The organism is Nocardia sp. NPDC024068 (genome assembly GCF_040638875.1).
GTDB lineage: Bacteria > Actinomycetota > Actinomycetes > Mycobacteriales > Mycobacteriaceae > Nocardia.
Map to the genome: position 1 here is coordinate 40,118 of NZ_JBEZYU010000015.1, position 22,891 is coordinate 63,008.

General features: G+C 62.7%; 21 protein-coding genes, 1 tRNA gene and 1 pseudogene. 11 read left to right on the plus strand and 12 right to left on the minus strand.

The genetic code is table 11. The features are described from left to right. Positions 1-8: 8 nt before the first annotated feature. Together AB0F41_RS15210 and AB0F41_RS15215 are read right to left on the minus strand one after the other, a co-directional pair. Positions 9-81: transfer RNA gene (locus tag AB0F41_RS15210), tRNA-Phe, on the minus strand. Positions 82-312: 231 nt separating this feature from the next. Then, entirely contained in the window at positions 313-615 is a 303-nt protein-coding gene (locus AB0F41_RS15215; RefSeq protein ID WP_357424034.1) for a hypothetical protein, read from the minus strand. Between the two features lie 359 nt (positions 616-974). On the opposite strand from AB0F41_RS15215, the gene AB0F41_RS15220 reads away from it, so the two are divergent. Next, a complete protein-coding gene (locus AB0F41_RS15220) occupies positions 975-1,244 on the plus strand; it encodes a hypothetical protein (RefSeq protein ID WP_357424036.1) in 270 nt (89 codons plus the stop codon). Between the two features lie 86 nt (positions 1,245-1,330). On the opposite strand, the gene AB0F41_RS15225 is transcribed toward AB0F41_RS15220, so the two are convergent. The 4 genes from AB0F41_RS15225 to AB0F41_RS15240 all read right to left on the minus strand — a co-directional run bounded on the left by AB0F41_RS15225 (position 1,331) and on the right by AB0F41_RS15240 (position 7,010). Continuing rightward, a complete protein-coding gene (locus AB0F41_RS15225) occupies positions 1,331-1,747 on the minus strand; it encodes a hypothetical protein (protein ID WP_357424038.1) in 417 nt (138 codons plus the stop codon). Further along, a complete protein-coding gene (locus AB0F41_RS15230; RefSeq protein WP_357424040.1) occupies positions 1,737-2,936 on the minus strand; it encodes a hypothetical protein in 1,200 nt (399 codons plus the stop codon). Before AB0F41_RS15230 ends, AB0F41_RS15225 begins: the two co-directional genes overlap by 11 nt. A gap of 110 nt (positions 2,937-3,046) precedes the next feature. Continuing rightward, complete coding sequence (locus AB0F41_RS15235) at positions 3,047-5,374, minus strand: N-6 DNA methylase (protein WP_357424042.1); 2,328 nt, start codon at positions 5,372-5,374, stop codon at positions 3,047-3,049. Between the two features lie 823 nt (positions 5,375-6,197). Continuing rightward, complete coding sequence (locus AB0F41_RS15240) at positions 6,198-7,010, minus strand: ImmA/IrrE family metallo-endopeptidase (RefSeq protein WP_357424044.1); 813 nt, start codon at positions 7,008-7,010, stop codon at positions 6,198-6,200. 24 nt (positions 7,011-7,034) lie between these two features. Here AB0F41_RS15240 and AB0F41_RS15245 point away from each other — a divergent pair, with 24 nt between their 5' ends. The 7 genes and pseudogenes from AB0F41_RS15245 (at position 7,035) to AB0F41_RS15275 (ending at position 13,275) form a co-directional block, all read left to right on the plus strand. Next, on the plus strand, positions 7,035-7,388 hold the full coding sequence (locus AB0F41_RS15245; RefSeq protein WP_357424046.1) for a TetR-like C-terminal domain-containing protein: 354 nt from the start codon (positions 7,035-7,037) through the stop codon (positions 7,386-7,388). Between the two features lie 110 nt (positions 7,389-7,498). Next, complete coding sequence (locus AB0F41_RS15250; protein ID WP_357424048.1) at positions 7,499-7,627, plus strand: hypothetical protein; 129 nt, start codon at positions 7,499-7,501, stop codon at positions 7,625-7,627. Between the two features lie 77 nt (positions 7,628-7,704). Further along, positions 7,705-7,878 (plus strand): hypothetical protein, encoded by a 174-nt coding sequence (locus AB0F41_RS15255; protein WP_357424049.1) that lies wholly within the window; start codon positions 7,705-7,707, stop codon positions 7,876-7,878. A 777-nt stretch (positions 7,879-8,655) separates the two neighbouring features. After that, positions 8,656-10,599 (plus strand): N-6 DNA methylase, encoded by a 1,944-nt coding sequence (locus AB0F41_RS15260; protein WP_357424053.1) that lies wholly within the window; start codon positions 8,656-8,658, stop codon positions 10,597-10,599. Between the two features lie 308 nt (positions 10,600-10,907). Continuing rightward, entirely contained in the window at positions 10,908-12,059 is a 1,152-nt protein-coding gene (locus AB0F41_RS15265; RefSeq protein WP_357424055.1) for a hypothetical protein, read from the plus strand. 246 nt (positions 12,060-12,305) lie between these two features. Continuing rightward, positions 12,306-12,860: pseudogene (locus tag AB0F41_RS15270) on the plus strand (IS630 family transposase); the annotation flags it as partial. Between the two features lie 61 nt (positions 12,861-12,921). After that, positions 12,922-13,275, plus strand: coding sequence for a hypothetical protein (locus AB0F41_RS15275; RefSeq protein ID WP_357424057.1), 354 nt, complete (start codon positions 12,922-12,924; stop codon positions 13,273-13,275). 167 nt (positions 13,276-13,442) lie between these two features. On the opposite strand, the gene AB0F41_RS15280 is transcribed toward AB0F41_RS15275, so the two are convergent. Continuing rightward, entirely contained in the window at positions 13,443-13,916 is a 474-nt protein-coding gene (locus AB0F41_RS15280) for an NUDIX domain-containing protein (protein WP_357424059.1), read from the minus strand. Further along, a complete protein-coding gene (locus AB0F41_RS15285; RefSeq protein WP_357424061.1) occupies positions 13,900-14,664 on the minus strand; it encodes a hypothetical protein in 765 nt (254 codons plus the stop codon). The genes AB0F41_RS15280 and AB0F41_RS15285 overlap by 17 nt, the downstream gene beginning before the upstream one ends. A gap of 203 nt (positions 14,665-14,867) precedes the next feature. On the opposite strand from AB0F41_RS15285, the gene AB0F41_RS15290 reads away from it, so the two are divergent. From AB0F41_RS15290 to AB0F41_RS15300, 3 genes are all read left to right on the plus strand, one after another. Continuing rightward, complete coding sequence (locus tag AB0F41_RS15290) at positions 14,868-15,131, plus strand: hypothetical protein (RefSeq protein ID WP_357424063.1); 264 nt, start codon at positions 14,868-14,870, stop codon at positions 15,129-15,131. Between the two features lie 49 nt (positions 15,132-15,180). Further along, positions 15,181-16,224: an aminoglycoside phosphotransferase family protein gene (locus AB0F41_RS15295; RefSeq protein ID WP_357424065.1), complete on the plus strand. Its 1,044-nt coding sequence runs from the start codon at positions 15,181-15,183 to the stop codon at positions 16,222-16,224. 375 nt (positions 16,225-16,599) lie between these two features. Continuing rightward, positions 16,600-18,072, plus strand: coding sequence for an ATP-binding protein (locus tag AB0F41_RS15300; protein WP_357424067.1), 1,473 nt, complete (start codon positions 16,600-16,602; stop codon positions 18,070-18,072). A gap of 7 nt (positions 18,073-18,079) precedes the next feature. Here the strand turns inward: AB0F41_RS15300 and AB0F41_RS15305 are convergent, their stop codons facing one another. Genes AB0F41_RS15305 through AB0F41_RS15320 form a run of 4 tightly spaced genes read right to left on the minus strand, consistent with a single transcriptional unit; the run spans position 18,080 to position 22,891 of the window. Next, a complete protein-coding gene (locus AB0F41_RS15305) occupies positions 18,080-19,774 on the minus strand; it encodes an AMP-binding protein (RefSeq protein WP_357424069.1) in 1,695 nt (564 codons plus the stop codon). Next, a complete protein-coding gene (locus AB0F41_RS15310) occupies positions 19,771-21,120 on the minus strand; it encodes an MFS transporter (RefSeq protein ID WP_357424071.1) in 1,350 nt (449 codons plus the stop codon). The genes AB0F41_RS15305 and AB0F41_RS15310 overlap by 4 nt, the downstream gene beginning before the upstream one ends. Then, positions 21,117-21,650, minus strand: a complete 534-nt coding sequence (locus AB0F41_RS15315; RefSeq protein WP_357424073.1) for a 3-isopropylmalate dehydratase — start codon at positions 21,648-21,650, stop codon at positions 21,117-21,119. The genes AB0F41_RS15310 and AB0F41_RS15315 overlap by 4 nt, the downstream gene beginning before the upstream one ends. After that, entirely contained in the window at positions 21,647-22,891 is a 1,245-nt protein-coding gene (locus AB0F41_RS15320; protein ID WP_357424156.1) for an aconitase family protein, read from the minus strand. Before AB0F41_RS15320 ends, AB0F41_RS15315 begins: the two co-directional genes overlap by 4 nt.

Below are 22,891 nucleotides of genomic sequence, written 5' to 3' on the forward strand. Positions count from 1 at the left end.
TACTTCTTCCGCCGGCCCGGGAATCGAACCCAGGAACTTCCCCCTTCCGGGGAACGTGTTCATCCATTACACCAACCGGCCCGCCCAAATTTTCCGCTGATCGGACGGGCTTGATCAAGGCCAGCCCCGAAGAATTCAGGCCAGTGAATCGTAGTCACGACCAGTTCAGTAGCGCAACCCTACTTTCGTGGTCGGCGAGAAGCCGCAGGACGCATATACGATGAGCCGACCGTCAGGGCCACCAGATCGTCGCCGCGATCACCAGCAGCGGTAGTCCGATCGCGATGGCGAAACCGGCCACTACCAGGGCGCTCATGGTGTGTCCTGCGTGGAGGTCCAGCGTGGGAAGCTGAGACGCGGTAGCACGGTTTCCGCATCGCAGACGCCCAGTACGGCGTAGAGTTCGTGCGGGCCGAGGTGGTCGGGTGCGGGCAGGATCACCAGGTCGGCGCCGGCGTTGCGTGCCTGGTCGGCCACGCGCAGCACCGAGTGTTCGCCGGGCCATACGAGGTGGTAGCCGAGTCGGTCGGCGAGGCGGTGTACGCGGTCGCGGTCGGTCTCGGGTGCTCGGCTGATGTCGTGGTTGATCCAGCCGAACGCGATCGAGTGGCTCATGGCGCGATGTCGGCGTCGGTGGCGGGTTCCGGGACATCGCAACTGGCGCGGAGCCCGGCCGCCACTCGTTCCAATGTTGCTGTATCGATGCAGTATTGGTCGCGCAACAGCCGGACGGTCGCTTCCATTGCCCGGTTTCGCTCCGGTCGCTTGGGCAGAGGTGGTCGTTCTCGCACAGTGCCTCCTGGGGGATGTCATGGCATGCACCCGGCGCCGGGGATTTCCACGATCAGCGGCCTCGTAATGCGCTGAGTGTCAATGTGGTTCGACCCGGCGTCGGGGCTGGATCAAGCGTCATCGACCGGCCTTCGGGGTCCCAGGGACAGCAGTAATAGGAAACCGCTACGCTTCCGCTCGGTATGCCGGTGCACAACAGTACGGGGCTGTTCTTGCACAACCTGCGGGATGTGGGGACCTGGCAGGAGCCAAACCCTGGTGCGACGATCCGATCGCGCCGACTACCAATTGAACGACTCGCTGCTCCTGGCCGAGAAACAGGAACCAAGCCCGCCGAGTCGGCAGAGTCGCTGGTCCGCCGACTCGAAGCCGCGCACGTCGACATCGTCGAGTCCTTGATGCCGTTGGCGCCGGGATTCCTCAACATGACCGTGACCGATGCCGCGATTTGATCGCACGTCTGTGCCCGTGTGGAATTTCGGGGACGACCGGCCAGCCCGGCACCCCACTTGCCGGCCGATTGTGCCGCAGTCCGCTCCTACTCGGACATCTGGAGCAGTGCGGGGTATCCGTCTGCGGTGATCCTGACACTGCTGGAGTATTCACCGGGCTGGAGCAGGTCGGGGGTGATGTAAGTTGCCCGCGAGATCTGACCGTCTTTCAGGAAGACGAGGATGTTCCCTCGTTGCATGAACGTCTCGTCCATGTCGATCTTCCCCCCAACTTCGCTCTCGAGGTAGTCGCGGGAGACCGGCTGGTGCGACACATAGACCGAGTCCCAGCCGCCGCCGGTCAGCTCATGCAGGCTGACCGATCCGCCGTTCTGGCGCAGTTCGGCCAGTTCGGCCGAAAGTGCCTGGTCTTCCTCCAAAGCAACCCCTCCATCTTCTGAACATGCGGTCAGCGCAACAGCGGCGCACACCAGCAACGCGAGCAGGACCTTCTTAGCTGTCATAGGTGCCGTAACTTTCGCCGTCGCTTCCCGGGTTGTATCCGCCCGAGGTGAACTCCGTATCGGTCGGTGGAGGTTTGGTGCCGCCCGTTGCCGGTGGCCCGTCAGCGCGTCCGGTCTCGCCGATGGCGACCTGGTCGCTCGGTGTCAGCATGCCATCCGGCCCGACGACGACCATATCGCCCCGGAGAACCGCTTCCTTGACGTAGGTCGCCAGTTCTTCCGGGCTCGCATCGGGGTGCTCGGCGGCAATTCTTCTCCCCACCGCGTTGTTGTGCAGGTCCATCGCTTCGGCGGCTGCCGAGTTCGTGTCCACACCTTCGTGAGCGTTCGTGTACTCCTGCGTGAACTCCGGCCCGAACCGGTTCGCCAACATGGCGTTCCAGTAGGCGTGCCGGAAGGCGTCCGAATGGCCGTCGGTGATCCCGGCCCTGTCGAATACGTTCTCGGATTCATGGATCGCGGTCTTGTAAATGCCGTAGGCGTCGCGGGCTCCCAGGAGCCCTAGATCGTCCAGGAGACGCGCCTCTTCGGCGGTCATCTTCTGGCTGCCGAAACCCCAACTGAGCGGCGGCTTGGGCCAGGTGGTCATGCCATCGGGGTCCACTGGGACGTTGAACCGGGCGAGCAGGTCGTCGTGGAAGAGTTTCGCGAGTGCTTGTCGTCGATTGTTGGTCGACTGCTCGTCGATGAAGTTTCCTGATCCGAGCAGGTCACCCGCCGCGCGTATCAGGCCCGCCTGGTTCAGGAGGTCGATCTGAAGCCGGGAGACCTCCTGGGTCAGCGCATCGTATGCGATCCGAATCGCATCTTGATGGGTCTTGACCTGTGCCTCGTCGGTTCCGTGGACGGTCCAGTCGTCGTCGACGCGGAGACCGGCTTCTACTGCGTCGTCGGCTTTGCCGCGGAGTACGCCGCGAAGAGAAGTCAGGTCGGTTGCCGCGTTCTTGATGATCCCTGGCACGTCGGAGATTTCGTAGTAGGCGCGATGGGATTGGTCGTGGTCTTCGGAGATGCGCTCGTACGCTGCGTTGTAGGCGGCTCCTTGCCAATGGTTTCCGGCGTCGGTGAAGTAGTTCCGGGTGCTGTCGATGGCCTGCATCGCCTGCTCGTTGATGTTGTTCAGAGCGTCGGCCCAGTCGTTCATGGCTGTGAGGTCCCAGCGCTCCAGCTGGGATTTCGAAATCTTCATCAGCTCTGCGCGGGCTTGAAGTCGAGTTCGTTCATTTTGGCCGCGAACCCTTCATCGGTCATGCTCAGGTCGTTCGCGCTTGCTCTCGTCGCTCCGGCGACAGCCCGCATCTATTCGAACAGGTATAACTGTTCGAATGTACTCCGGCGGTCGACTTTGGCTGCGCCGGAGAGAAGCCCAGCGGCCACCGCGGTTCGGTAGGCCGCGCATTGTGTCGCTGCATCTTGGTACGCCTGTGCTCGATGGTCGCATTCTTGCAACACTGTGGCGATGGCTCGCTGCTGTTCGGTTGGCGGATATTCGATCTCGAAGCGGCCGAGGTCGCCGGTGCTGATCGACGGAACGGCGTTGACCGCGGCCCGGGACCGGATGCGCAGCCGAATATCGTCGGATAGGAGCCATTCCAAGAGGTACTCCGGGGCCAGTGCATCGTGATTCTTGATCCGCAGTCGGATTACGTTAGTGGCGAAGTAAGACCGGTGGTGCATGTCTGTCACGAGCGCCGCAGCGCCGACCTGACCCACGCGGACGAAGAGGATGTCGTTCTCGTGTACCTCGAAATCGGCGAGCCGATTCGCCATCTCCGGGGATATCCGACTGTCGTCGTTCTCGGGGACTTCTAGTCGGCGGGAATGGATATGCTTGGCTTTCAACACCTGAAATGCTGAATCCGGTTCGTATTTGATGCCATAGGTATTGGAGGGGCCGGCCTTGATTTCGCAGAGGTCGGAAAGCCGCGCTCGGAACCATTTGTCCGCGACCGGTGACACATCCAGCGCTCGTGGACTGGACAGAGTACGAGAAATAGGCGGGTGAAAGGGTGCGCTGGTCGAGGAGTCGATCGCCTCGATCGCCCGCGCCATCGCGTTGGTGTACCGGCCGATCGTCTGCCAGTGGGCGTCAGCATCTGTGGGTGCCGACTGCAGGTAGTCATCGGGAACCAGTGAGTGCTTGGCTTCACGGATCGTCTCGATGGGAACCGAGATCGCACGTCCGCCGTGTTCGACGACAGCCGCAATGCCTTCCTTCAACCTTTCTGGGGTATTGACGAGTTCGGCGATCTGTGCCGTGTCGGCCAGCCGCGGCAGAGAGCCGGGAGTGGCCTGCAGCATCGAACGAACGTCGGCGAAGACAACTGGGCGTGGCGTTTTCGACGGGGGACGCAGCACCCAGATAGCGGCATCTATCGAGGAGGCCGGGAAGATCTGCGCCGGAAGCCGGATGACGGCGTGAACGGCGCCTTGTTCGAGCATCTCCTTCCTGTTCTCGCGCTCGTACCGATTGTTGGTGCCGCCTGCCGCCGCAGGCAGCAGGACTGCCGCTCTTCCTTTCGCGGCGAGGACCTTGACCGCCGTGTGAACCCAAGCGAGATTTCCGCTGTGTGGAGGAGTTGCGAACGGCCAAGTGGTGCCTGAGCTGTCCAGAAAGGTCTCGTTGAACGGCGGGTTGACCACGACGGCGTCGTAAGGTCCGCGGAGGCGATACTGCCAGGGCAGTTTGTCCTCGACTTGTATATCGGAAACACAGCCGTGCACGGCGAGGTTCAGGCCGGCACGGCGTGCGGCATCGGTTCGGCGGCCGATCGCCCGCAACTGTACCGGCGTTGCCCCTTTTCGCCCCAGAACTGCCAACGGTAGTTCGCCCAGGCGTGTGTAGGGGTCGAGGACGGTGTTCACCGAGTTCCCGGGCGGCGTAACGCACCTTGCCATGAGTCTCGCGACTTCCGCAGGCGTGCGGTAGTCGTGGCTGGTGGCGGGTTGAGCCTTCGGGAGTTGATCGAGCAGCCTGTCGAATCCGGGCTTCCCGGCTCGGCTTGCGTTGTCGATCAGGGCGATAACGTCGGATGTCCGGGCTTTCCGCAATCTGCCGAAGACTTCCGCGGCCCCGACCGGCAGTCCGTGCAAACGCAGTGCGGCATCAACGGCTTCCGCTACGACGCCCAGCAGCACGGTCGGACGATCCGCGCTCGCGTGTGGCTGGATTTCGTCGGTGAGGCGCTGCCAATGCTGTTCGGAGCAGATCCAGGTGAACACGAGCAGTAGACCGGCATCGAGGTAGTCGATATCGCTTATACCGGCATCCCGGAAACGCCTGGGCAGCCCGGTGCAAAGAAACTGGCGCGCGGCTTGATTCGCTTGCCCGTCCCCGGCATCGCGGCAGGTTCGCGTGGGAACGCCTTCGCCGAGCGCACGTTGCAACCGGTCACCGTAGGTTGCGCCGTCGAGTTCCGCGGGAGCGCGGTAGGCCGCGGGTATCGGCCGTTTGCCGAGCCAGTCAATGACGGCGTCGGACGCGTAACTGCCTGATTCATCAGGGGTGGGAAAGTCCGGATGGCGCCTGCGCCAGTTACTGCAGGTCGCGGTACTTACGCCGATCTTCTCGGCAATCTCGGAAAGTCGCAGGTGGATTGTGGTGAAGTTCCAGGTCGGCGTTGTCATGAGTCCTCGTGCTCGGCGGTTGTTCGGGGAAGCCGGTGGGCGTCGACTCCGGTGCGGTTACCGGAAGGGCCAGGACAGGAAATTGTGCGCGATCACCGCCATCCAGAGCAGACCGCCGATGAGGGCCAACAGCTGTAGGGTTTTCTTCCATCCCCAGTGCTCGCTGCTGAACCTCGTGAAGAAGCGGTCTACGACGTCGATCCAGGTATCAGGTTTGTCGGTGATCCGGACATGCGCGAGACATGTGGTGGTCCGGCACCGGGAGCAGGGCTCGGTATCGCTGTGCGACGCCTCAGACCCTCCGGTCGGCGCCGACGTTGCCGGGATGTTGGTCGCCGGATCTGGTTCTACGGACATAACGCCTCACTGGGTGGGGTCTCGGATTCGATGCCGCCGACTCTATAGCAACGCATCAACTCAGTCGTAATGTCAGTTGTCAGTATTTGCACTAGACCTGTTTGTGAAATCTGGAACAAATCACCCCAATAGCTGACTATACCTGCAGGTAATGCACCTATTTGGTAGCTTGTGTGGAAGCTCTTCGTTCCCGCGTCGGTGGAATGCGCAGTGATACTGCTCGACTAGCCCGATTGACGGTCGACGCTACCCGAGACTGCAGGAAATCGGCCGGTCGGTCGTCGCGCGGGAGTACGGTAAGCCATTGGTACGCTGACCCGAAGCGGACTCCGAAGCTCAGGGTTCCCCGGCCTGTGCCCGGCGCTCGAGTGCGGGCTGGACTTGGCTGTGGTCAGGGATTCCCAGTCCGGACGGGCACTTCGACACCTTCGGTTTCCCACTATCCGAAGGCATCCGGGCCGACCCGCTATTCGCTACCGACGAGGCGCAGGACTGGCCGCTGATCGGCCTCGCCGAGTAGGTCGCGGACTTGGCCCGGGCTGATCCTGAGAGCTTCGGCGAGGGCGGGGATACCAGCGCCGTGGTTTCCTGCGAGCTCCGCGGCCTTCTTCAGAAGCGTCGGTACCTCTCCCGGGTACGCGCTCGATGGGTCGGCATGCGGGTCGTTGACCATTGTGAGGCGCTGGTAGGCCCGCCGGGCCGACGACTCGGTGGTGCGCCCGCGCTCGACCATCCTGCGAACCAGTGAATGCGGCGAGACACCCCACGTCCTGCCCAGCCGATCGAGGGCAGCCAAGTCGAGGCGCTGTGGGAGGACAGCATCCATCGAGGCCGCCGGGGTGAGGAACGCAGCGGCGAACTCGTCGGCCTCCTTCTCGATGGTCGCGCCGTGCTCACCGGGGCCGGGGTGCAGCAGGAGATGGCCGATTTCATGCGCGATCGAGAACCGATGCTTGAACACGTTCTCGGTCCGCCGTGGCGTTGTCACGATGATGGGCCGGTCCACGAGCAGGGCCGAGAAGGCGTCCACCGCGTCGATCTCACCGAATGGGCGCACCGCCACGACGATGCCGCGGGACTCGGCCGTAGCAACCAAGTGCTTGACCGGGCCATCTGGCAGACTCCAGTGTCGGCGAAGGAGCTCAGCGGCCCCCGCCGGTGCAGTGCCGGGCCGGACCACGGGAAGGTCCGCTGCGGGGAGCTTGACGTGCCGCTCCAACACGAACGTCAGTTCCCACACGAGCGTCGCCGTGGCCAGTGCTTTCTGGCGGTCGCTCACGCGCGCCGACCGCAAGCTTCGGAAGTGCACATTCACGGCGTCGATCTGGAAGCCGCCGGCAAACTGCTCGCGGCCTACGACCTGGCGACTCCGCCGGTCGAATCCATCCCCGAAGCGCTGTCTACCGACCTGCTCGCTTTCCAGTGTGAACTCATGGCGCTGCTGGCGGGCTCGGACCAGAAGTTCCCGGCCGAGAAGTTCGACCTCGGCGTGGCGTACCTGATCATGACGGTGGGCTGGGTCCGGCTCTACGGTCACGTGACACTTGAGGTTTTCGGCAACTACCCGATGCCGGTGAGCGACCCGGACGTCCCCTTCGACGCGGTCCTCACCGACCCTCGCCGCCGGCATGGGCCTCACTACCGGAGCCGCGGATAGTCCCGAGGGCCTGCTGCTTGCAGTTACCGGACAAAAGAGGCGGCTCGGTCGCCGCGCTGATGTCCGGGTTGGATTTCCCCGACGGATCAGAGGGGCCTGCGGCAGGCGCGATGCTGTTCGCGACTTTGCTGTTCGCGGCGGTGTTGATGAGCAAATCGCCGTCGCCCACGTATCGTGGCGCAGCCCGCGGTCTCTCGGTTGCGGGCCTGCTGGTGATCGTCGCCGGGGTGCTCGCGTGAAAGCCGGTCCCGCGGAGGGTCCTGTCGGCCGGGAGGGCAAGTCGGTCACGCGTGATTGGTTCGGCCCAGTAGGGTTTGTGACCGCATTGGTCGTCTTCGCGATGCTGATCGTTCTGGAGTCGACAGCCGAGATTTCCTTGAGTTCCGGCTGGTGGTGGATCGTGGCGGCCGGGCCGTTGTGCGGCGTCCTAATCTCCCTGTCGCGCAGTGTGTTCCGACAGATCGGGGTGGCGCTGACCGTGGCCTCGTAGGGGGCGGCGCCCGTACACGCTCTACCCGATTCTGGCGGTGCTGCTGGTCGCCGTGGCCGTGGCTGCGATTTGCGCACTGGCTGCGGGTGTTCCGTACCTGATCCGATGGCGCCAGCGTCGATGAGCTACCTTGCTCAGAATTTCATGGACTGGTCGAACGAGCCGATTCCGAACTGAATCCCCCCCGGCGAGTCCGGCGACCTACTGGCGTGACAGCCCGTCCGGTTGCTCGGTTGCGGTCCGATTATCGCTGTGGTCCAGGGGCAGGTAGAGGCGTGCGTTGGGGAGTCGGGGGGAGGCGGTTGGGTGGGCCGGGGAGGACGGTGGCGGCGTCGGACTGGTAGTGGGCGCGCCATTTACAAAGATCCAGCAACTCGGTGCATATATGGTTCGATCACGGCCTTTCGCTACATGCGGTGGATCCGGGCGAGACCGCATATATTCTGTCGTTTTGTATCGGCGGCAGATAGCTCGCAGCGCACCCGGAGGAAGCTGGGCTGCCGAGCGGTACGAGATTGAGACGAGCTACCATCGGCTGGTTCCGGCCGGCACTGGCGATCCGCTTCCAAGGGTGCAGAGGACTTCAGGCTAAGCAGAAGGGATAGTGTCCGTGATCAACCCTCCGGGTGACCCGCCAAGATGCAGACTCGCCTATGGCCCTGCGACAGGCAAGATCCGCCTCGCTACGCGACCTGTCCATTCTGCTGACTAGAGTGACGCCGGCGCCGCACTCTGCGGTGCTGTGCGCACGCCTACTGACCCGCACTGGAGCACACTGTGGCACCTACAACAACCATCGTCAACGACGACAAGTTCGCCATCGTCCCTCCCGGAAAGGTGCTGGACTTCGTTGATGGCAAGATTCGCAACGACACCCCAGAAGAGTACGTCCGCCAGGAGACTCTCAAATCCTTGGTGCGCGAGTACAAGTACCCGAAGGAGGACGTGGCCGTCGAGTGGCCTATGCGAATCGGGTCAAAGAACGTCAGAGCGGATATTGCGATTTTCCCTAGCGGAATCCCCCCAGAAAAGCGCAGCCAGCAGAACGTCTATCTGCTCATTGAATGCAAGAAGCCCGGAACCAATATTTCTGACCGCACCGAGGGTGTGAAGCAGCTGCAGTCCTATATGGCAGCATGCCCAAACGTCTCTTTGGGCATGTGGACGAACGGTCCTGCGGGCGGTATGAAGGCATATCGATCTGTCATAGAGGGTAAGAAGAGGCTCTTTCCGGAGATCCCCGACATTCCTCGCTACGGGGATGAAGAAGAGGTCGGAAGACCGTCATTCGACCAGCTACGCCCCGCTGCTTCGGCGTCGCTTTTGTTTGCTTTCCGCCGCTCCCATGACTACATTGCAGGAAACCAGGGAATTCACAAAGAGGGTGCCTTCTGGGAACTGTTGAAGTTGATTTTCTGCAAGATAAAAGACGAGCGTAATTCCGAGCGACCGGAGTTCTATGCTACGCCCGATGAGCGTGGTTCGGCGCTTGGGCTCAACCGGGTAAAAAAACGTATCGCTGTTCTTTTTGATCTGGTCAAGTCTGATTATCCACAAATTTTCAAGGCTTCTGAGTTGATCGAACTACAGCCAAATATACTGGCATATATAGTTTCGCAGCTTCAGATGTACTCGCTGCTTTCCTCTGACGTGGATGTTAAAGGTAAAGCGTATGAGGAAATCGTCGGTTCCAATTTACGCGGTGACCGGGGTGAGTTTTTCACGCCACGGAACGTGGTAAATATGATGGTCCGGATGACGGATCCGAAGGAAGACATGCTGGTTCTCGATCCAGCGTGTGGTACGGGTGGCTTTCTGATTTCGGCAATGAACTATGTTGTCGACCGCATAAAAGAGCAGGTTATTGCCTCGGGTCGGCGGCCGGAGGCTCGTGATACCGCGATAAGAGATCGAGTTGACCAGTTTCTGCGCAATAACTTAATAGGTCTGGACTTTAATCCTGAGTTGGTTAAGGCCACGAAGATGAATATGGTAATGAACAACGACGGCTCAGGCGGTCTTTTTCAAGCAAATTCTTTGGCGGCGCCTGCCACGTGGTCATCCGATCTTCGTGCACGCAATCTCATGAGCTCGGTCGATATAATCCTGACAAACCCTCCCTTCGGATCAAAAATACCTATCGATGACCCATCAGTTCTGGAGCAGTACGAACTAGGTCATGCCTGGGTGTATGACTTGAGTGCGGACACCTGGACCCGGCAGCACGAAACGTCCTCACGGCCGCCGGAAATCCTATTTATTGAACGATGCATCCAGTTCCTAAAGCCCGGATCGGGTATCGCAGCGATGGTACTGCCCGATGGAATTCTGGGCTCGCCCGGTTTGGGATTCGTACGGCAGTGGCTGCTCGATAACACAGTAATCCTGGGCTCTTTTGACTTGCATCCCGATACATTTCAACCTGGAACAAGCGTTCAAACTTCAGTCCTTGTACTCCGCCGTAAGTCGGACGAGGAGCGCCGATACATGCCTGATTATCCAGTCTTCATGGCTATCTGCGACAGGATCGGACACGATAAGCGAGGGAACACGATCTACGTCCGCGACGCAGAGGGTTACGAAGTTGTGGCGGAGGTTGAGGATGCTGTGACCGTAAACGAAAACCATATTGGCGAGGAATCCTACAAAACCCAATCGCGAATCGTAGATGACAACACGAAGGAGATCGCGACTGCCTTCCGTGAGTGGTTGGGCGTATGAAGAAGATATCTGTCTCTTTGACCGGGGGGCTCGAAAGTTCTCTGATATTGGGCGAGGTTCCGTCCACGCTCTTCCAAAGCGGGGATCGGAGATTGGAGGCGCATACATACCTGGCTGACGGGTTTGGATTACGAAAACGCATCGAGTCGATTGCGGGGGCCTCGATCCCTGTGTCGGGGCTAGCTAGGGTATGGCAACCGTCCCGGCTAAAAGGCTACGTCGTTCCCGATGGGATGGGGTTGCCATATCTATCTGCTGGCCAGGTCTTTGAGGTACGACCAAGGGTTCGTAAGTGGATCGCGACAGCGATGGTCAAAGATGCCTCTAGCCGTGAGGTGAAGAGGGACTGGCTTCTCCTCTCTCGTTCCGGCGAGGTCGGCAAGTTGACTGCCGTGTATGACGAGCATCTAGGCAAGGTTATAACTGATGACTTGCTTCGTATTGAGCCGCGCTTGTCCTCTGACTATGGATGGCTTTACGCCTACATGAGGACGCCGACGTTTTACTCGATCGCTCGCTCGGCGCAGTATGGCCACATGATCAAGCATCTGGAACCGGCACACGTGCTCTCGATGCCAGTTGTCATGCCAGATCCCACCGTGCGAGTATCGATCAGCAACAAGGTGGACCGCGCACTTCAACTCCGCAGAGAATCTCGCCGGTTGCAGGCCGAAGCAGATAATAAGTACGCCAGATTGCTTAACCCATCAGGTTCACCGGTTCGCCAGACTGCGTGGCAGGAGGTCAACGCTTCCGAGTTTATGAGTGGGCGGCGTCGATTGGAGGGACAGTACTTCCGTTCCGAATTCCGTGCAGTCGAGGACCTAATCCGATCTGCTGCCACACGAGGAATAGACATCGTTGGTGAGGTTTCGAAATCAGTCAGCGTCGGTCAACGATTCAAAAGATATTTTGGTCCGAACGGCACGCCATATCGATCTGCTGGTGAGCTGTTCGATGTAAATGCTCCAGTGACCAAGAGGATCTACTCAGCCCAACTGGTAAGACCGGAACGGTACATGCTGGTTCCTGGACAAATAATTATGGCTTGTTCCGGGCAGACATACGGTCTTCTCGGACGTACGATGATTCTCACTAAGCAACATCGCGGTATCTTCGGGTCGCACGATCTGATTCGCATAGACCCCGATAATTATAAGGTCAGAACCGGGTACCTTCAGACAACACTCGGGCATGAGAAATACGGTCGTCCACTCGTTATCCGGCATGCATCCGGCACATCAATTCCGCATCTCGACCCCGTGGACATTCGAGAAGTTCCGATCCCCAGGTTCGATCCCAATGTTGAAGACGAAATCGCAGAGCTATGTGAACGAGCGAGCGAACTGTCGGACCAGGCCGACACCCTTGAAACCGAAGCTATTGACGATGCCGAGAAGGAAATCGCTGAAATGACTGGAATTCACGCGGTCGAAGCCGAAGGCGGAGCTTGGGCATAAATGCTGAGGTACTGGCTACGAATGATCTGAGCCTTTCGGAAGCTCCGGCCACTCACTGTGCCCGCGAGGTAACGGCGCCGCAATTGCTTTGGGAACGAGGTGACGGAGCGGGTAGCGCGGCAAGTGTCGAGCAGTCCGACTGCGAGGTGGTCCTAGTGTCCTGCGCCGGGAATTAGTTTTTTAATTCTTGATTTGTGTCGGTGTGTCGGCGTGCTGGTTTGCCACGGGGTGGTCATGGTGGTGGTTGTGGTCGAGCGTGGACGTCCGAAGCAGCCGGTGGTGCTCACCGACGAGGAATACGAGGTGTTGAGCGGGTGGGCGCGTCGACGCAAAACGGCGCAGGCACTGGCGATGCGGGCGCGGATCGTGCTGGCGTGCGCGCAGGGGTTGTCGAATACCGATGTCGCTGCCGCCGAGGGCGTTTCGTTGCCGACTGTCGGCAAGTGGCGTAGACGTTTCCTGGCGCAGCGCCTGGACGGACTGAACGACGAGCCTCGGCCGGGTGGACCGCGCACGATCACCGATGAGCAGGTCGAACAGGTGATCGTGGCGACACTGGAGCGCTCGCCGCGTAATGCCACGCATTGGTCGCGGTCCTCGATGGCGGTCGAGACCGGGTTGTCGAAATCGAGTATCGGGCGGATCTGGAAGGCGTTCCGGTTGCAGCCGCATCGAACCGATGATTTCAAGATTTCCAACGATCCACTGTTCGTGGACAAGGTGCGCGATGTGGTGGGTTTGTATCTCGACCCGCCCGAGTCGGCGATCGTGTTGTGTGTCGATGAGAAGTCACAGATCCAAGACTCATCCGCTGCAGCGGGCGGTGTTCCGGTTGCGCCGGTACCGGCCCGAAACCGTTGTCATGGACCTGCCGCGGCTGTCGAGTGCTGACACCGAGCAGCTTGTCCGGCAGGCGGCGGACGGCAGTCCTGTTTCGGCGCGTGTGGTGTCGCGGATCGTCCGGTTGAGCGCCGGGAACCCGCTGTTCGCGGAGTCGCTCGTGCGGCTCGGTGGTCAGGGCGACGGTGTGGCGCCACGGCAGATCGCCGCCGTGCTGGAAGAGCGGTTGTCGTTCCTGCGGCCGGAGGATCAGCGGCTGCTCGAGACCGCCGCGCTGATCGGCTACAGCTTCGAAGTCGACTACCTCGCCGTCCTGGCCCGAATGGATGTCGACGATGTGTACGAGCGGCTGCATGTGCTGTTCGCTGCTCTTTAGCGATGACAGTGTCCCTCGCACCCGAAGGGCTCGAAAGGGCGATCATCCTTATGTGTGGTGAAGAAACGACTGGGTGTGGCTCGCCGCGCTCCCGGATCGGATCGCGAGCTACGCCGGCCGATGGGATCTACGGTTGGAGAGCATCGCCACCACTCTGCTCGACGACGTCAGCCGAGATACGGCTCAGACCTCTGGTCGGCGTGATGCCGTAGCCGGAGCCGCACCGTCTCGTGTACCGGGAGCGTTTGCAGCTGCGCTGGAGTCAGGAACGCGACTTCGGTCGATTCCGCGCTGACCCTGATGGCGCCCCCCGTGACCCGCCCGTAGAACGTGATGTTGAATTCTTGCCTGATCTCGCCGTCGGCGTAGGCGATCACATGGTCAGGATCGGTGTATATCCCCAGGAGACCGGTTATTTCGATATCGAGGCCGGTCTCTTCCTTCGTTTCCCGGATCACGCACTGCTCCAGCGTTTCGCCGATCTCCATGGTGCCGCCGGGAAACGACCAGTTCCCCGAGTCTCTGCGGCGTTGCATCAGAACCGCGCCGTTGTCGTCGACTATCAGTGCCGAGCCTCCGGGAACCAGGCTGTTCGCCTCGGGCGCATCCGGGTCTCGGTAGTAGTCACGCCGTGATGCCATCGGGACCTACCTCTTGCAGGTACGGGGTCACTACTCCCCAGATTTGTTCGGTTTGGTCTTCGAACGAGGCGAACATACCGTGCGGCGACAGTTTGCGCAGATGCAGCGCCGGGTGCTGGTACCCACGGGCCCGCACCAGGTACGGGGTCACGATCATCTGATCATCGAACCTGAATACCGAGTTGTACAGGTGCGTCGTGTGCAATCCGATCCGGCATCCCGGCGCTGTGGCCAGCGGGCCGAGCATGCTCAACGCGTTCCGGATGCGGCCGGGTAGCGTCCCCTGCATCTGCTCGAGCGCATCACGTTCCGCGACGTGCGTACAATCCGGATCGGCGAACGCGAGTCGGACGGTGGCACCGTCGCGGCACTTGCCGGCGATCAGGTCGGAGGCATCCGGCATCAACTCGAGTACGAACGGATAGGCGTATCCGATGATGTCTATCCGCTGAGTCGCGCTCGTCAGCAGGGAGATCCAGACGTCATTCGGGATATCGGCACGGTGCGCGTAAGCGGCTACGACCTCGGCTGTAGCAGGTGCTCCCGCGCTGAGGTCCGGCCGAGTTTGCGGCCACAGGGTGGACTCGGATTCGTGCAGCACACGGGCAACGTCGGCCCTGGTCCGCTTGTGCGGCACCCGCCCGGCCAGCCACCGATTCACGGTCTTGGCGTCGACGCCGACCGCGGCGGCGAGTGTGGCCGAATCAATCTGTGCCCGAAGCATTGCCGATTCGAGGCGCTGGCTCATGCCCGAACCATACCGGGACATTCAGATGGTTTGAAGTGTCCGGAGAAACGTCCCGGACGTAGTTCAGATGTCCGGCCAGTGTCCATACGTTGATTCGCGACCCCCGTGGTGTGTGTCGGCGCCGCGCCACGGGGAGTCCGCCAACGATATGAACCGAAGGGGAAACGATGCGGCCAGCCGCGTTCGGATGGGTGGATGACGATGTGAGTACCGCGCCCGAATGGGACCGGGCGCAGGTTCGGCGATTGGCCGACCGTCTCGGCTATCGGATCATCTGGCCCGATGTGCGTTCGGTGCTATCGGTCGTGGACCAGGTGCGGAACGCGGGGGTCGACGCGGTGATACTGCCCGCGCCGGATCACCTCGGCGCGCTCGAACTGAACCGGGTGATGGACGTGGCCGACGTGGAGACGGTCCTACCCCGGTTGTCGTTCGCACGGTGGTACGCGGCCGGGACTCCGCGGTGACAATGTTCGGCTTGGCGGTGGCTGTCGGGCTGCCGGTCGCAGTGATCGTGTGGTCGGTGTTCTGGCCGGTGAACCGCCGGTAGCGCAGCCATTGAAGCCTCCCGACACCACCACGACCTCTAGCGCTTGCCTGCTGCAGTCAAGGAGGTACCCCAAGGTGACAGTGCCTCTCGTTCCCGAACGGCTCGAAAGGGCGATCATCTTTCTCCGGGGTGAAGACGACGGCCGGGTGTGGCTCGACGCGTTGCCCGAACGGATCGCGAGCTATGCCGATCGATGGCGTCTGAGATTGGAGAGCATCGCCGATAGCGGAGCCATGTCGTGCTGCGTGTATTCGAGCACCGAAGACGGAACGGCTACGGTACTGAAAATTCCCGTCGACCAGGAATCCGGGGCCACCGAGATGGCGATGCTCGATCGCTGGTCGGCTTCGGGTGTGACACCGGAAATTCTGTACTTCGACCAAGACTCGGGCGTCTTCCTGATGACCCGGATAGTGCCGGGTGAAATTGCCTGGCCCGTGCACGGCGCCGGCGATTCGGCGCAATTCGGTGAGCTGCTGAGCAGGCTCAACACTCCCGGTCTGCCCGAACCGCCCGAGCTCAAGGACCTCGCCGATATAGCTTGGATGCGGATCGACTGGGCGCGGGAACGTTTCGCGGACGAGCGCTATGCCGACGCCATGGAACGTTTCGGTGCTGCAACTCATCTCGCAAGGGCAGAGAAGCTGCTGGAGGTACTGCTCAGCACTACTACCGAGCGTCATGTGCTACATGCGGACCTGCAGGCGAAGAACATTCTCCAAGGCCCGGGTCGGTGGTACACGATCGATCCACTCGGCGCGGTCGGGGATATCAATGCCGAGGCGGGGTTATGGGTTGCGATCCAAGACGGGCCGGAGTCGATTCCGCAGCGGCTGAGCGCGCTTTGCGATCACCACCTGCTCGACGAAAACCGGCTGTACGCCTGGACATACGTGTTGGCTGTCGCCGAGTATCGCTCTTACCTCCCGGCGTGCGGCGATCGGATCGAGTCGTTCGTCCAAGCGGTGGATCCCGCGGAGCTGACACATCGTGTTCAGCCGGCTCGGTGAAGCCGCGGTTTCGGTGTTGGCGAGCCGACTCGCCATGTGAATTCTGATCGACCGGTGGTTCTGGGTTCGTCGAGGAATCGTTTCAGATCGCGGATCGCATCGTGGAAGGTCTCGCGGCTGCCGGCAGTTCCGTTCAGGCCGCGAGTGCTGCAGTGCGCGATCCTGCGGCCGGGGAAACGCAACGCCGAACCTCCCGCAGTGCTGGTCGACGAGGTGCGGGCCGCAGTGGAGAAGCAGATTCCATCCCGGGTGCCGCCGAGGCAATCAGCGGGTGGTGTGAATCGGGTGAGATCCTGCCGCAGCGACGCGAGCTGATCCACGACAGTCCGGACTACTATAACTCCACCTATAATAGATCGAGTTATAATAGATCTCATGCTGAAGCCCGAGACCATGTTCGATCGCGAGCACGAGTGGTCAGAGCTGACCCGATTTGCCACCTACCCTGGGCCGCAGCCAGCGCTGGGTATCGTTTCGGGGCGTCGCCGGCAAGGAAAGACCTTCCTCCTCGACGCGGTATGCGAGGCAACCGGCGGGTTCTACTTCGCGGCCACCGAGGCCACCGAACCCGAGTCGCTGCACCAGCTCGGTAGCGCTCTGGCGCGGTATCTCGGCGAGCCGGTGCCGCGCCGGTTCGCCGGGTGGCCGGAGGCAATCGAGACAATCATGACCCTGGGCGCTGGTGACCGGCCCCGGACAGTGGTCCTCGACGAGTTTCCCTACCTGGCCAAGGCGTCACCCGAACTGCCGTCGTTGATCCAACGCGCATTCGATCCGGCCGGTCGGCGCCACGCCGGTGCCATCCGCCTGTTGCTGTGCGGTTCGGCCCAGTCGTTCATGAGCAAACTGCTCGTCGGAAGCGCCCCGTTGCGGGGACGCGCAAGCCTGGAGCTTGTCGTGCCGACCCTCGACTACCGGCTGGCGCGGGAGTTCTGGGAGATCGGCGACCTGTCGCTGGCGTTCCTGGTGAACGCCGTGGTGGGGGGTACGCCAGCGTACCGGCGCGAATATACGCTCGGTGACACACCGGCCGACCGCGAGGATTTCGGACCGTGGGTGGTCCGTAATGTGCTCAACTCGTCGAGGCCGCTGTTCCGGGAAGCGCGGTTCCTGTTGGCGGAAGAGCCCGAACTACGGGAAAGCGCGCTCTATCACGGTGTTCTCGCGGCGATTGCCGAGGGCAACAACACTCGGGGCGGCATTGCGAGCTTCCTCGGCCGCAAGTCCACCGACCTCGGGCACCCGCTTACCGTCCTGGAAGACGTCGGCATGGTCGCCCGCGAACAGGACGCCTTCCACGCCCGCCGGTCCACTTACCGGATCACCGAGCCGCTGCTGACGTTCTATTACGCGATCATGCGCTCGGAATGGAGCGACCTCGAACGCCCGGGGCACGCCACTGAGGTATGGGAACGCTCGTGGCCCACCTTCACAAGTCAAGTACTCGGTCCGCATTTCGAGCAGTTGTCGCGTGCGTGGTGCCGGTGGTACGCAGCCCCAGGCACCGTGGGAGGCAGGCGCACGCATGTGCTTTCCGGAGTTCTGCCCGACCCCGCGGGTAAGACCGGCCATCAGTTGGACGTCGTAGTGTTCGGGCGGGACGCCGGTGGTGCGGAACGGATCCTCGCGATCGGTGAGGCGAAGAACCATGCGGTCGTCGGGGAGAAACAGGTCAACCGGCTCGACCGGATCCGGGATCTGCTGGTTCAGCGCGATCCCCGCGCGTCGCGGCAGACCAAACTGCTGCTCTTCACCGGATACGACTTCACCCCCGAACTGCGCGCCGTGGCGGATTCCCGCGACGATGTGGAATTGATCGACCTCGAGCGGCTGTACCGGGGCGACTGACAGCATTTCATTGCGTTGTCCGAATGTCCTGCAGGTTCTCGCGCAGCGCTCGTCGGCGGATCTTGCCGGTTTGTGTTTTGGGTAGGTCGGCGAGTATTCCCACGGACCTGGGCCGTTTGTAGGGCGCGAGGCGTTCCCGGGCGAACGCGATCAGCGCGTCGGCGTCGGCGGTGTGGCCGTCTTTCAGAGAGACATAGGCGGCTACCGACTCGCCTCGGTATTCGTCAGCAACGCCCACGACAGCAGCTTCGAGTACGGCCGGGTGTTCGTAGAGAACATCCTCGACCTCGCGCGGCCATACCTTGTACCCGGACACGTTGATCTGGTCTTTGATCCGGTCGACCAGGTACACCCAGCCCTGTTGGTCGACGATCGCGCTGTCACCGGTTCGGAGGCGGCCTTCGGGTAGGGCGGCTTCGGATTCTTCTGGTTTGCGCCAGTATCCACGGATGACCTGTGGGCCGGTGACGACGAGTTCGCCTTGGCTGCCGGGTGGGAGAGGGTGACCTTCGGGGGCGACCACCTCGACATTCACTCCCGGGAGCGGTAGTCCGATGGAGAGAGTGCCGCTGTCCGGGTCGACCGGTGCGCTCGTTCCGGGCGGGACTGCGGTGACTGCCGAGGAGGTTTCGGTCATGCCATAGGCGTTGTGGATGTAGTGGCCGAAGCGTTCCCGGAATCGCTCGACCGTGCTCGGTGGCACCGGCGCACCCCCGCTGTACAGCGTCTTGATCGACCTCAGGTGTTCCGCCGAAGCGTATTCCGAGTTCATCATCGCGTTGAAGGCGGTGATGGAACCGATCGTGTACGTGACCCCGTGCTCGCGGATCGCATCGACCGCGACCTCGGTGTGGAAGCGGCCCGTGAAGACCAGGGAGGTGCGTTCGGTGAGAGCGAGGGCGCCGATAACTACCGCGCCCGTGATGTGGAAGAGCGGGGCGAGGGCGTAGACGACGTCGCCGGGGGTGATGCCGGCGAGTTCGGCGAAGCTGGTGGTTACCGCGCGGACGTTGGCGTGCGAGTTCATGGCGCCCTTGGGCGGGCCGGTGGTGCCGGAGGTGTAGGCGAGGAAAGCGAGGTCGTCGCCGTGTACCTGGATCGTCGGGGGTTTCCGGCCGGCGTACTCGTGCGCCAAAGTGAGTAGGTCCGCGGACTTCTCGCCGGCAGGGGTGGTTTCGGGTTTGAAGACGCGGGGGTCGTTGCGGGACTGGAGGTCCGATTCGGCGGTGCCGAGTACCCACCCGACTGTGGTGCCCTCGACGTCCTCCCGGACCTGCCGCACATCGCGGTCGGTGGTGATGATCCCGACCGGTTCCGCATCGCTGACCAGTTCGCGGAGTTCGCGGCCGCGATACATCGGGTTGAGCAGCAGGGCGATCGCGCCGAGTTTCCACAGGGCGAGCAGGACGAGCGCGTATTGCGGGATGTTCTGGAGGTGGATGCCCACCCGCTCACCGTGCCCCACGCCGCGGTCGGTGAAAGCGGCCGCGAGTGCGTCGGCGAGGTCGTCGGTCTCGCGGACGGTGAGTGTGGTGTCGAAGTAGACGAGGGCCGGGGCGTCGGGTTCGTGCTGGACTCGGTCGTTCCATGCCGCCACGAGTGTGGCGAACTGTTCGGTTACCTCTCGCGGGCGGGACGCCCCGCCCGCCGCACCCTCATCAAATGCGGCGGACGGGGCTTTCCCGGTGTTACCGGTGGTCATGCGGGCAGTTCCTTGCGGCTGGTTTCGCGGATGGTGGCGACGGTGAGCAGGCCGATGGCGCAGACGCCCATCACCCAGTAGGCGGGTGACATCGCGTTGCCGGTCGATTCGACGAGCTGGGCGGCGACGTAGGGGGCGGTGCCGCCGGCGGCGATGGTGCCGATATTGAAGCCCAGCGAGACGCCGGTGTAGCGGACCGTGCGGGGGAAGAGTTCGGTGAACAGCGGGAACGCGGGGACCTGGACTACGCCGTTCAGCACCATGTAGACGAAGTAGACGAGGCCGATGACGACGATGCTGCTGGTCGCGCCCATGATCATGAATGCGGGTAGGGCGATCACGACGTAGGCGAGGTAGCCGGCGATGAGGACCGGTTTGCGGCCCCACCTGTCGGTGGCCATACCGCTGAGCGGGAAGGTGGCGCAGGCCAGAGCGATGGCGATGGCGGAGGTCCAGTAGACGGAGTCTTTGGAGAAGCCGAGGTCGTTGATCAGGTAGACGCTGAAGTAGGTGAGGCCGATATAGCCGGAGCCGTTCATGGCGATGGCGACGCCGACGACGCGGGCGACGGACCACGGGTTCTTGGTGACGGTGTCGAGCAGCGGGCTCTTGGTCACCTGGTCCTTCTCGGCCATCTCCTCGAATTCGGGGGTGTCCTCGAGCTTCATCCGGACGCGCAGGCACACATAGGCGAGGGGGAGGGCGAGCAGGAACGGGATACGCCAGCCCCACGACTCCATCTGCTCATCGGTGGTGATGAGGGCTACGACGCCCACGACTGCGGCGGCCACGGCGAAGCCGAGGGTGGAGCCGACGGGGGTGAAGGAGCCGAAGAAACCACGCTTACGTGGGGGTGCCGACTCGGCGATATAGGTGGCCGCGCCACCGACTTCGCCGCCGGCCGAGAAGCCCTGGGCGAGACGGACCAGCACCAGCAGGATGGGGGCGAGGACGCCGACGGCCGAATGGGTGGGGAGCAGGCCGAGGATGCCGCAGGCCACGCCCATGCTGACGACGGTGATGACCAGGGCTTGGCGGCGGCCGCGGCGGTCGCCGAAGCGGCCGAAGAAGATGCCGCCGAGGGGGCGGGCCACGTAGGCGACACCGAAGACGGCGAGGGTCGACAGGACCGAGACCGCGGAATTCTCGGAGGGGAAGAACAGGGGGGCGATGGTGACGGCCAGGAAGCCGTAGACCGCGAAGTCGTAGTACTCGATGAGGGTGCCGACGCCGCCGGCGATGGCGGCGCGGCGGGCTACCGAGTTCGACTTCTTGGCTGCTGTCGCCGGCAGCGGTCCGGAGGGGTGGAGGTCACGGGACCCGACGCGAGGTGCTGTGTTCGTCATTGAATCTGTCTTTCGCGTGCGTGCTCGGCGAGCAGGAGTTCATACGAACCACCGGCTTCGATGACCTTGATGGTCCGCGGGCTCGGTGGGGTTCCGACCAGGTCGGTTCCCTCGGTCAGGCGCAGGGTGGCGGTGCGCCAGTCGAGGGCCACGGTGTCGTCGACCTTTACCGAGGTCGAGACGCCGGGGATCGTGATCAACGGCATGCCGTTGAAGGTCTCGCCGCGCCAGAAGCCGGGCGAGAAGGATTCCGCGACGATGGCCGAGATCCCCGCGTTGCGGAGGGCCACCATGGGTGGATAGTGCGGATGACCGTAGCCGAAGTTGCGACCGCCGACGATGATATCGCCGGGGCGGACACGGTCGGTGAAGGTGGGGTCGTAGGCCTGCATACACACCGAACGCAGGTGGTCGGGGTCGTAGGACTTGATGTTGGAGACGCCGACGACGAGGTCGATATCGAAATCGTCGCCGAAGATCCAGGCGACCTTGCCTTCGATCATGTCCGGCGGTGGGGGATAGGCGCTCACTGGACCGACTCCTGGATCGTGCCGGTGAGGGCGCTGGCGGCGACGGTGTAGGGGGAGCCCATGTAGATGTTGGCGTCGGGGCTGCCCATGCGGCCGGAGATGTTCAGGACGCCGGTGGAGATGCAGTTCTCGCCGGGTTGCAGGGGTTTCTGGTAGCCGAAGCAGAAATCACAGCTCGATATGTTGATATGCGCACCTGCGGCGCGGAGGACGTCGAGGATGCCCTCGTTCTCGGCCTGCTCGTACACCTTCTGTGAGGTGGGGACGACATTGAGTTCGACGCCGGGGGCGACCGTGCGACCGTCGAGGACCAGGGCGGCGGCGCGCAGGTCTTCGATGCGGCCGCTGGCGCAGGAGCCGATGAAGGCTTTGGTGATCGGGGTGCCGGCGAGTTCCTGGGCTGTCTTGGTGTTGACGGCGCGGGCCGAACCGGGCAGTACGACGCGAGGGGTGAGGGTCGCGAGGTCGATCTCGTAGCGGGCCGCGTAGGTGGCGTCGGCGTCGGGATACACCGGATCGAAGCTGCGGCGGGCGACCTTGTTCGCGTAGGCCAGCGACATGTCGTCGGGTTCGAAGATGGCGGAAACGGCGCCGGTGAACATCGCCATTCCGCACAGGCCCTGGCGGTGGTCGATCGCCATCGAGCGGGCGCCGGGGCCGCCGAACTCCATCACCTGATGGGCGCAGCCGTCGGCGCCGACCATATCGATGATGGTGTGCACGAGATCGCGGCTGTCGACGCCGGGCGGGAACTCGCCGACCAGGTCGAAACGGGTGGTGGCGGGGATATCGACGAAGACCTGGCCGGTGACCCAGGCTTCGATGAGGTCGCGGCGGATGCCCCAGCCGAGGGCGCCGAAGGCGCCGATACCGCTGATATGGCCGTCGAAGTGGACGAGGAATTCGCCGGGGATGGCGAGGCCGAGTTCGGCGGTGAGCTGGTGGCCGATACCGCGGCCCTCGTGCAGCTCGATGCCGTAGAACTCGCACCAGTCGCGGGTGACCTGGTGGACCTCGGTTTCCTTGTCGTTGCGCTTCGTCAGCATGTGGTCGATGAAGACGATGTAGCGGCTCGGGTCCTTCAGTTCGGTGATCCCGAAATCGTCGCGCATCTGGCGGAACATCACGTCGGTGTAGCCGGGGAAGTCGTAGGCGATCATGCGCGCCGGCTGCACCGGGTGGTTCTCACCGGCGCGGACCGTTTTCTGATCCGAGGCGCGGCCCAGGATCTTCTCCGTCAT

What these genes read in the sequence shown, in the direction of transcription:
- AB0F41_RS15250 (WP_357424048.1), top strand. Translation starts at nt 7,499, where the DNA reads ATGCTGTTCGCGACTTTGCTGTTCGCGGCGGTGTTGATGAGCAAATCG.
- AB0F41_RS15320 (WP_357424156.1), bottom strand. Translation starts at nt 22,891, where the DNA reads ATGACGGAGAAGATCCTGGGCCGCGCCTCGGATCAGAAAACGGTCCGC.
- AB0F41_RS15235 (WP_357424042.1), bottom strand. Translation starts at nt 5,374, where the DNA reads ATGACAACGCCGACCTGGAACTTCACCACAATCCACCTGCGACTTTCC.
- AB0F41_RS15215 (WP_357424034.1), bottom strand. Translation starts at nt 615, where the DNA reads ATGAGCCACTCGATCGCGTTCGGCTGGATCAACCACGACATCAGCCGA.
- AB0F41_RS15220 (WP_357424036.1), top strand. Translation starts at nt 975, where the DNA reads ATGCCGGTGCACAACAGTACGGGGCTGTTCTTGCACAACCTGCGGGAT.
- AB0F41_RS15305 (WP_357424069.1), bottom strand. Translation starts at nt 19,774, where the DNA reads ATGACCACCGGTAACACCGGGAAAGCCCCGTCCGCCGCATTTGATGAG.
- AB0F41_RS15275 (WP_357424057.1), top strand. Translation starts at nt 12,922, where the DNA reads ATGGACCTGCCGCGGCTGTCGAGTGCTGACACCGAGCAGCTTGTCCGG.
- AB0F41_RS15285 (WP_357424061.1), bottom strand. Translation starts at nt 14,664, where the DNA reads ATGAGCCAGCGCCTCGAATCGGCAATGCTTCGGGCACAGATTGATTCG.
- AB0F41_RS15265 (WP_357424055.1), top strand. Translation starts at nt 10,908, where the DNA reads ATGGTCAAAGATGCCTCTAGCCGTGAGGTGAAGAGGGACTGGCTTCTC.
- AB0F41_RS15225 (WP_357424038.1), bottom strand. Translation starts at nt 1,747, where the DNA reads ATGACAGCTAAGAAGGTCCTGCTCGCGTTGCTGGTGTGCGCCGCTGTT.
- AB0F41_RS15310 (WP_357424071.1), bottom strand. Translation starts at nt 21,120, where the DNA reads ATGACGAACACAGCACCTCGCGTCGGGTCCCGTGACCTCCACCCCTCC.
- AB0F41_RS15300 (WP_357424067.1), top strand. Translation starts at nt 16,600, where the DNA reads ATGCTGAAGCCCGAGACCATGTTCGATCGCGAGCACGAGTGGTCAGAG.
- AB0F41_RS15230 (WP_357424040.1), bottom strand. Translation starts at nt 2,936, where the DNA reads ATGAAGATTTCGAAATCCCAGCTGGAGCGCTGGGACCTCACAGCCATG.
- AB0F41_RS15280 (WP_357424059.1), bottom strand. Translation starts at nt 13,916, where the DNA reads ATGGCATCACGGCGTGACTACTACCGAGACCCGGATGCGCCCGAGGCG.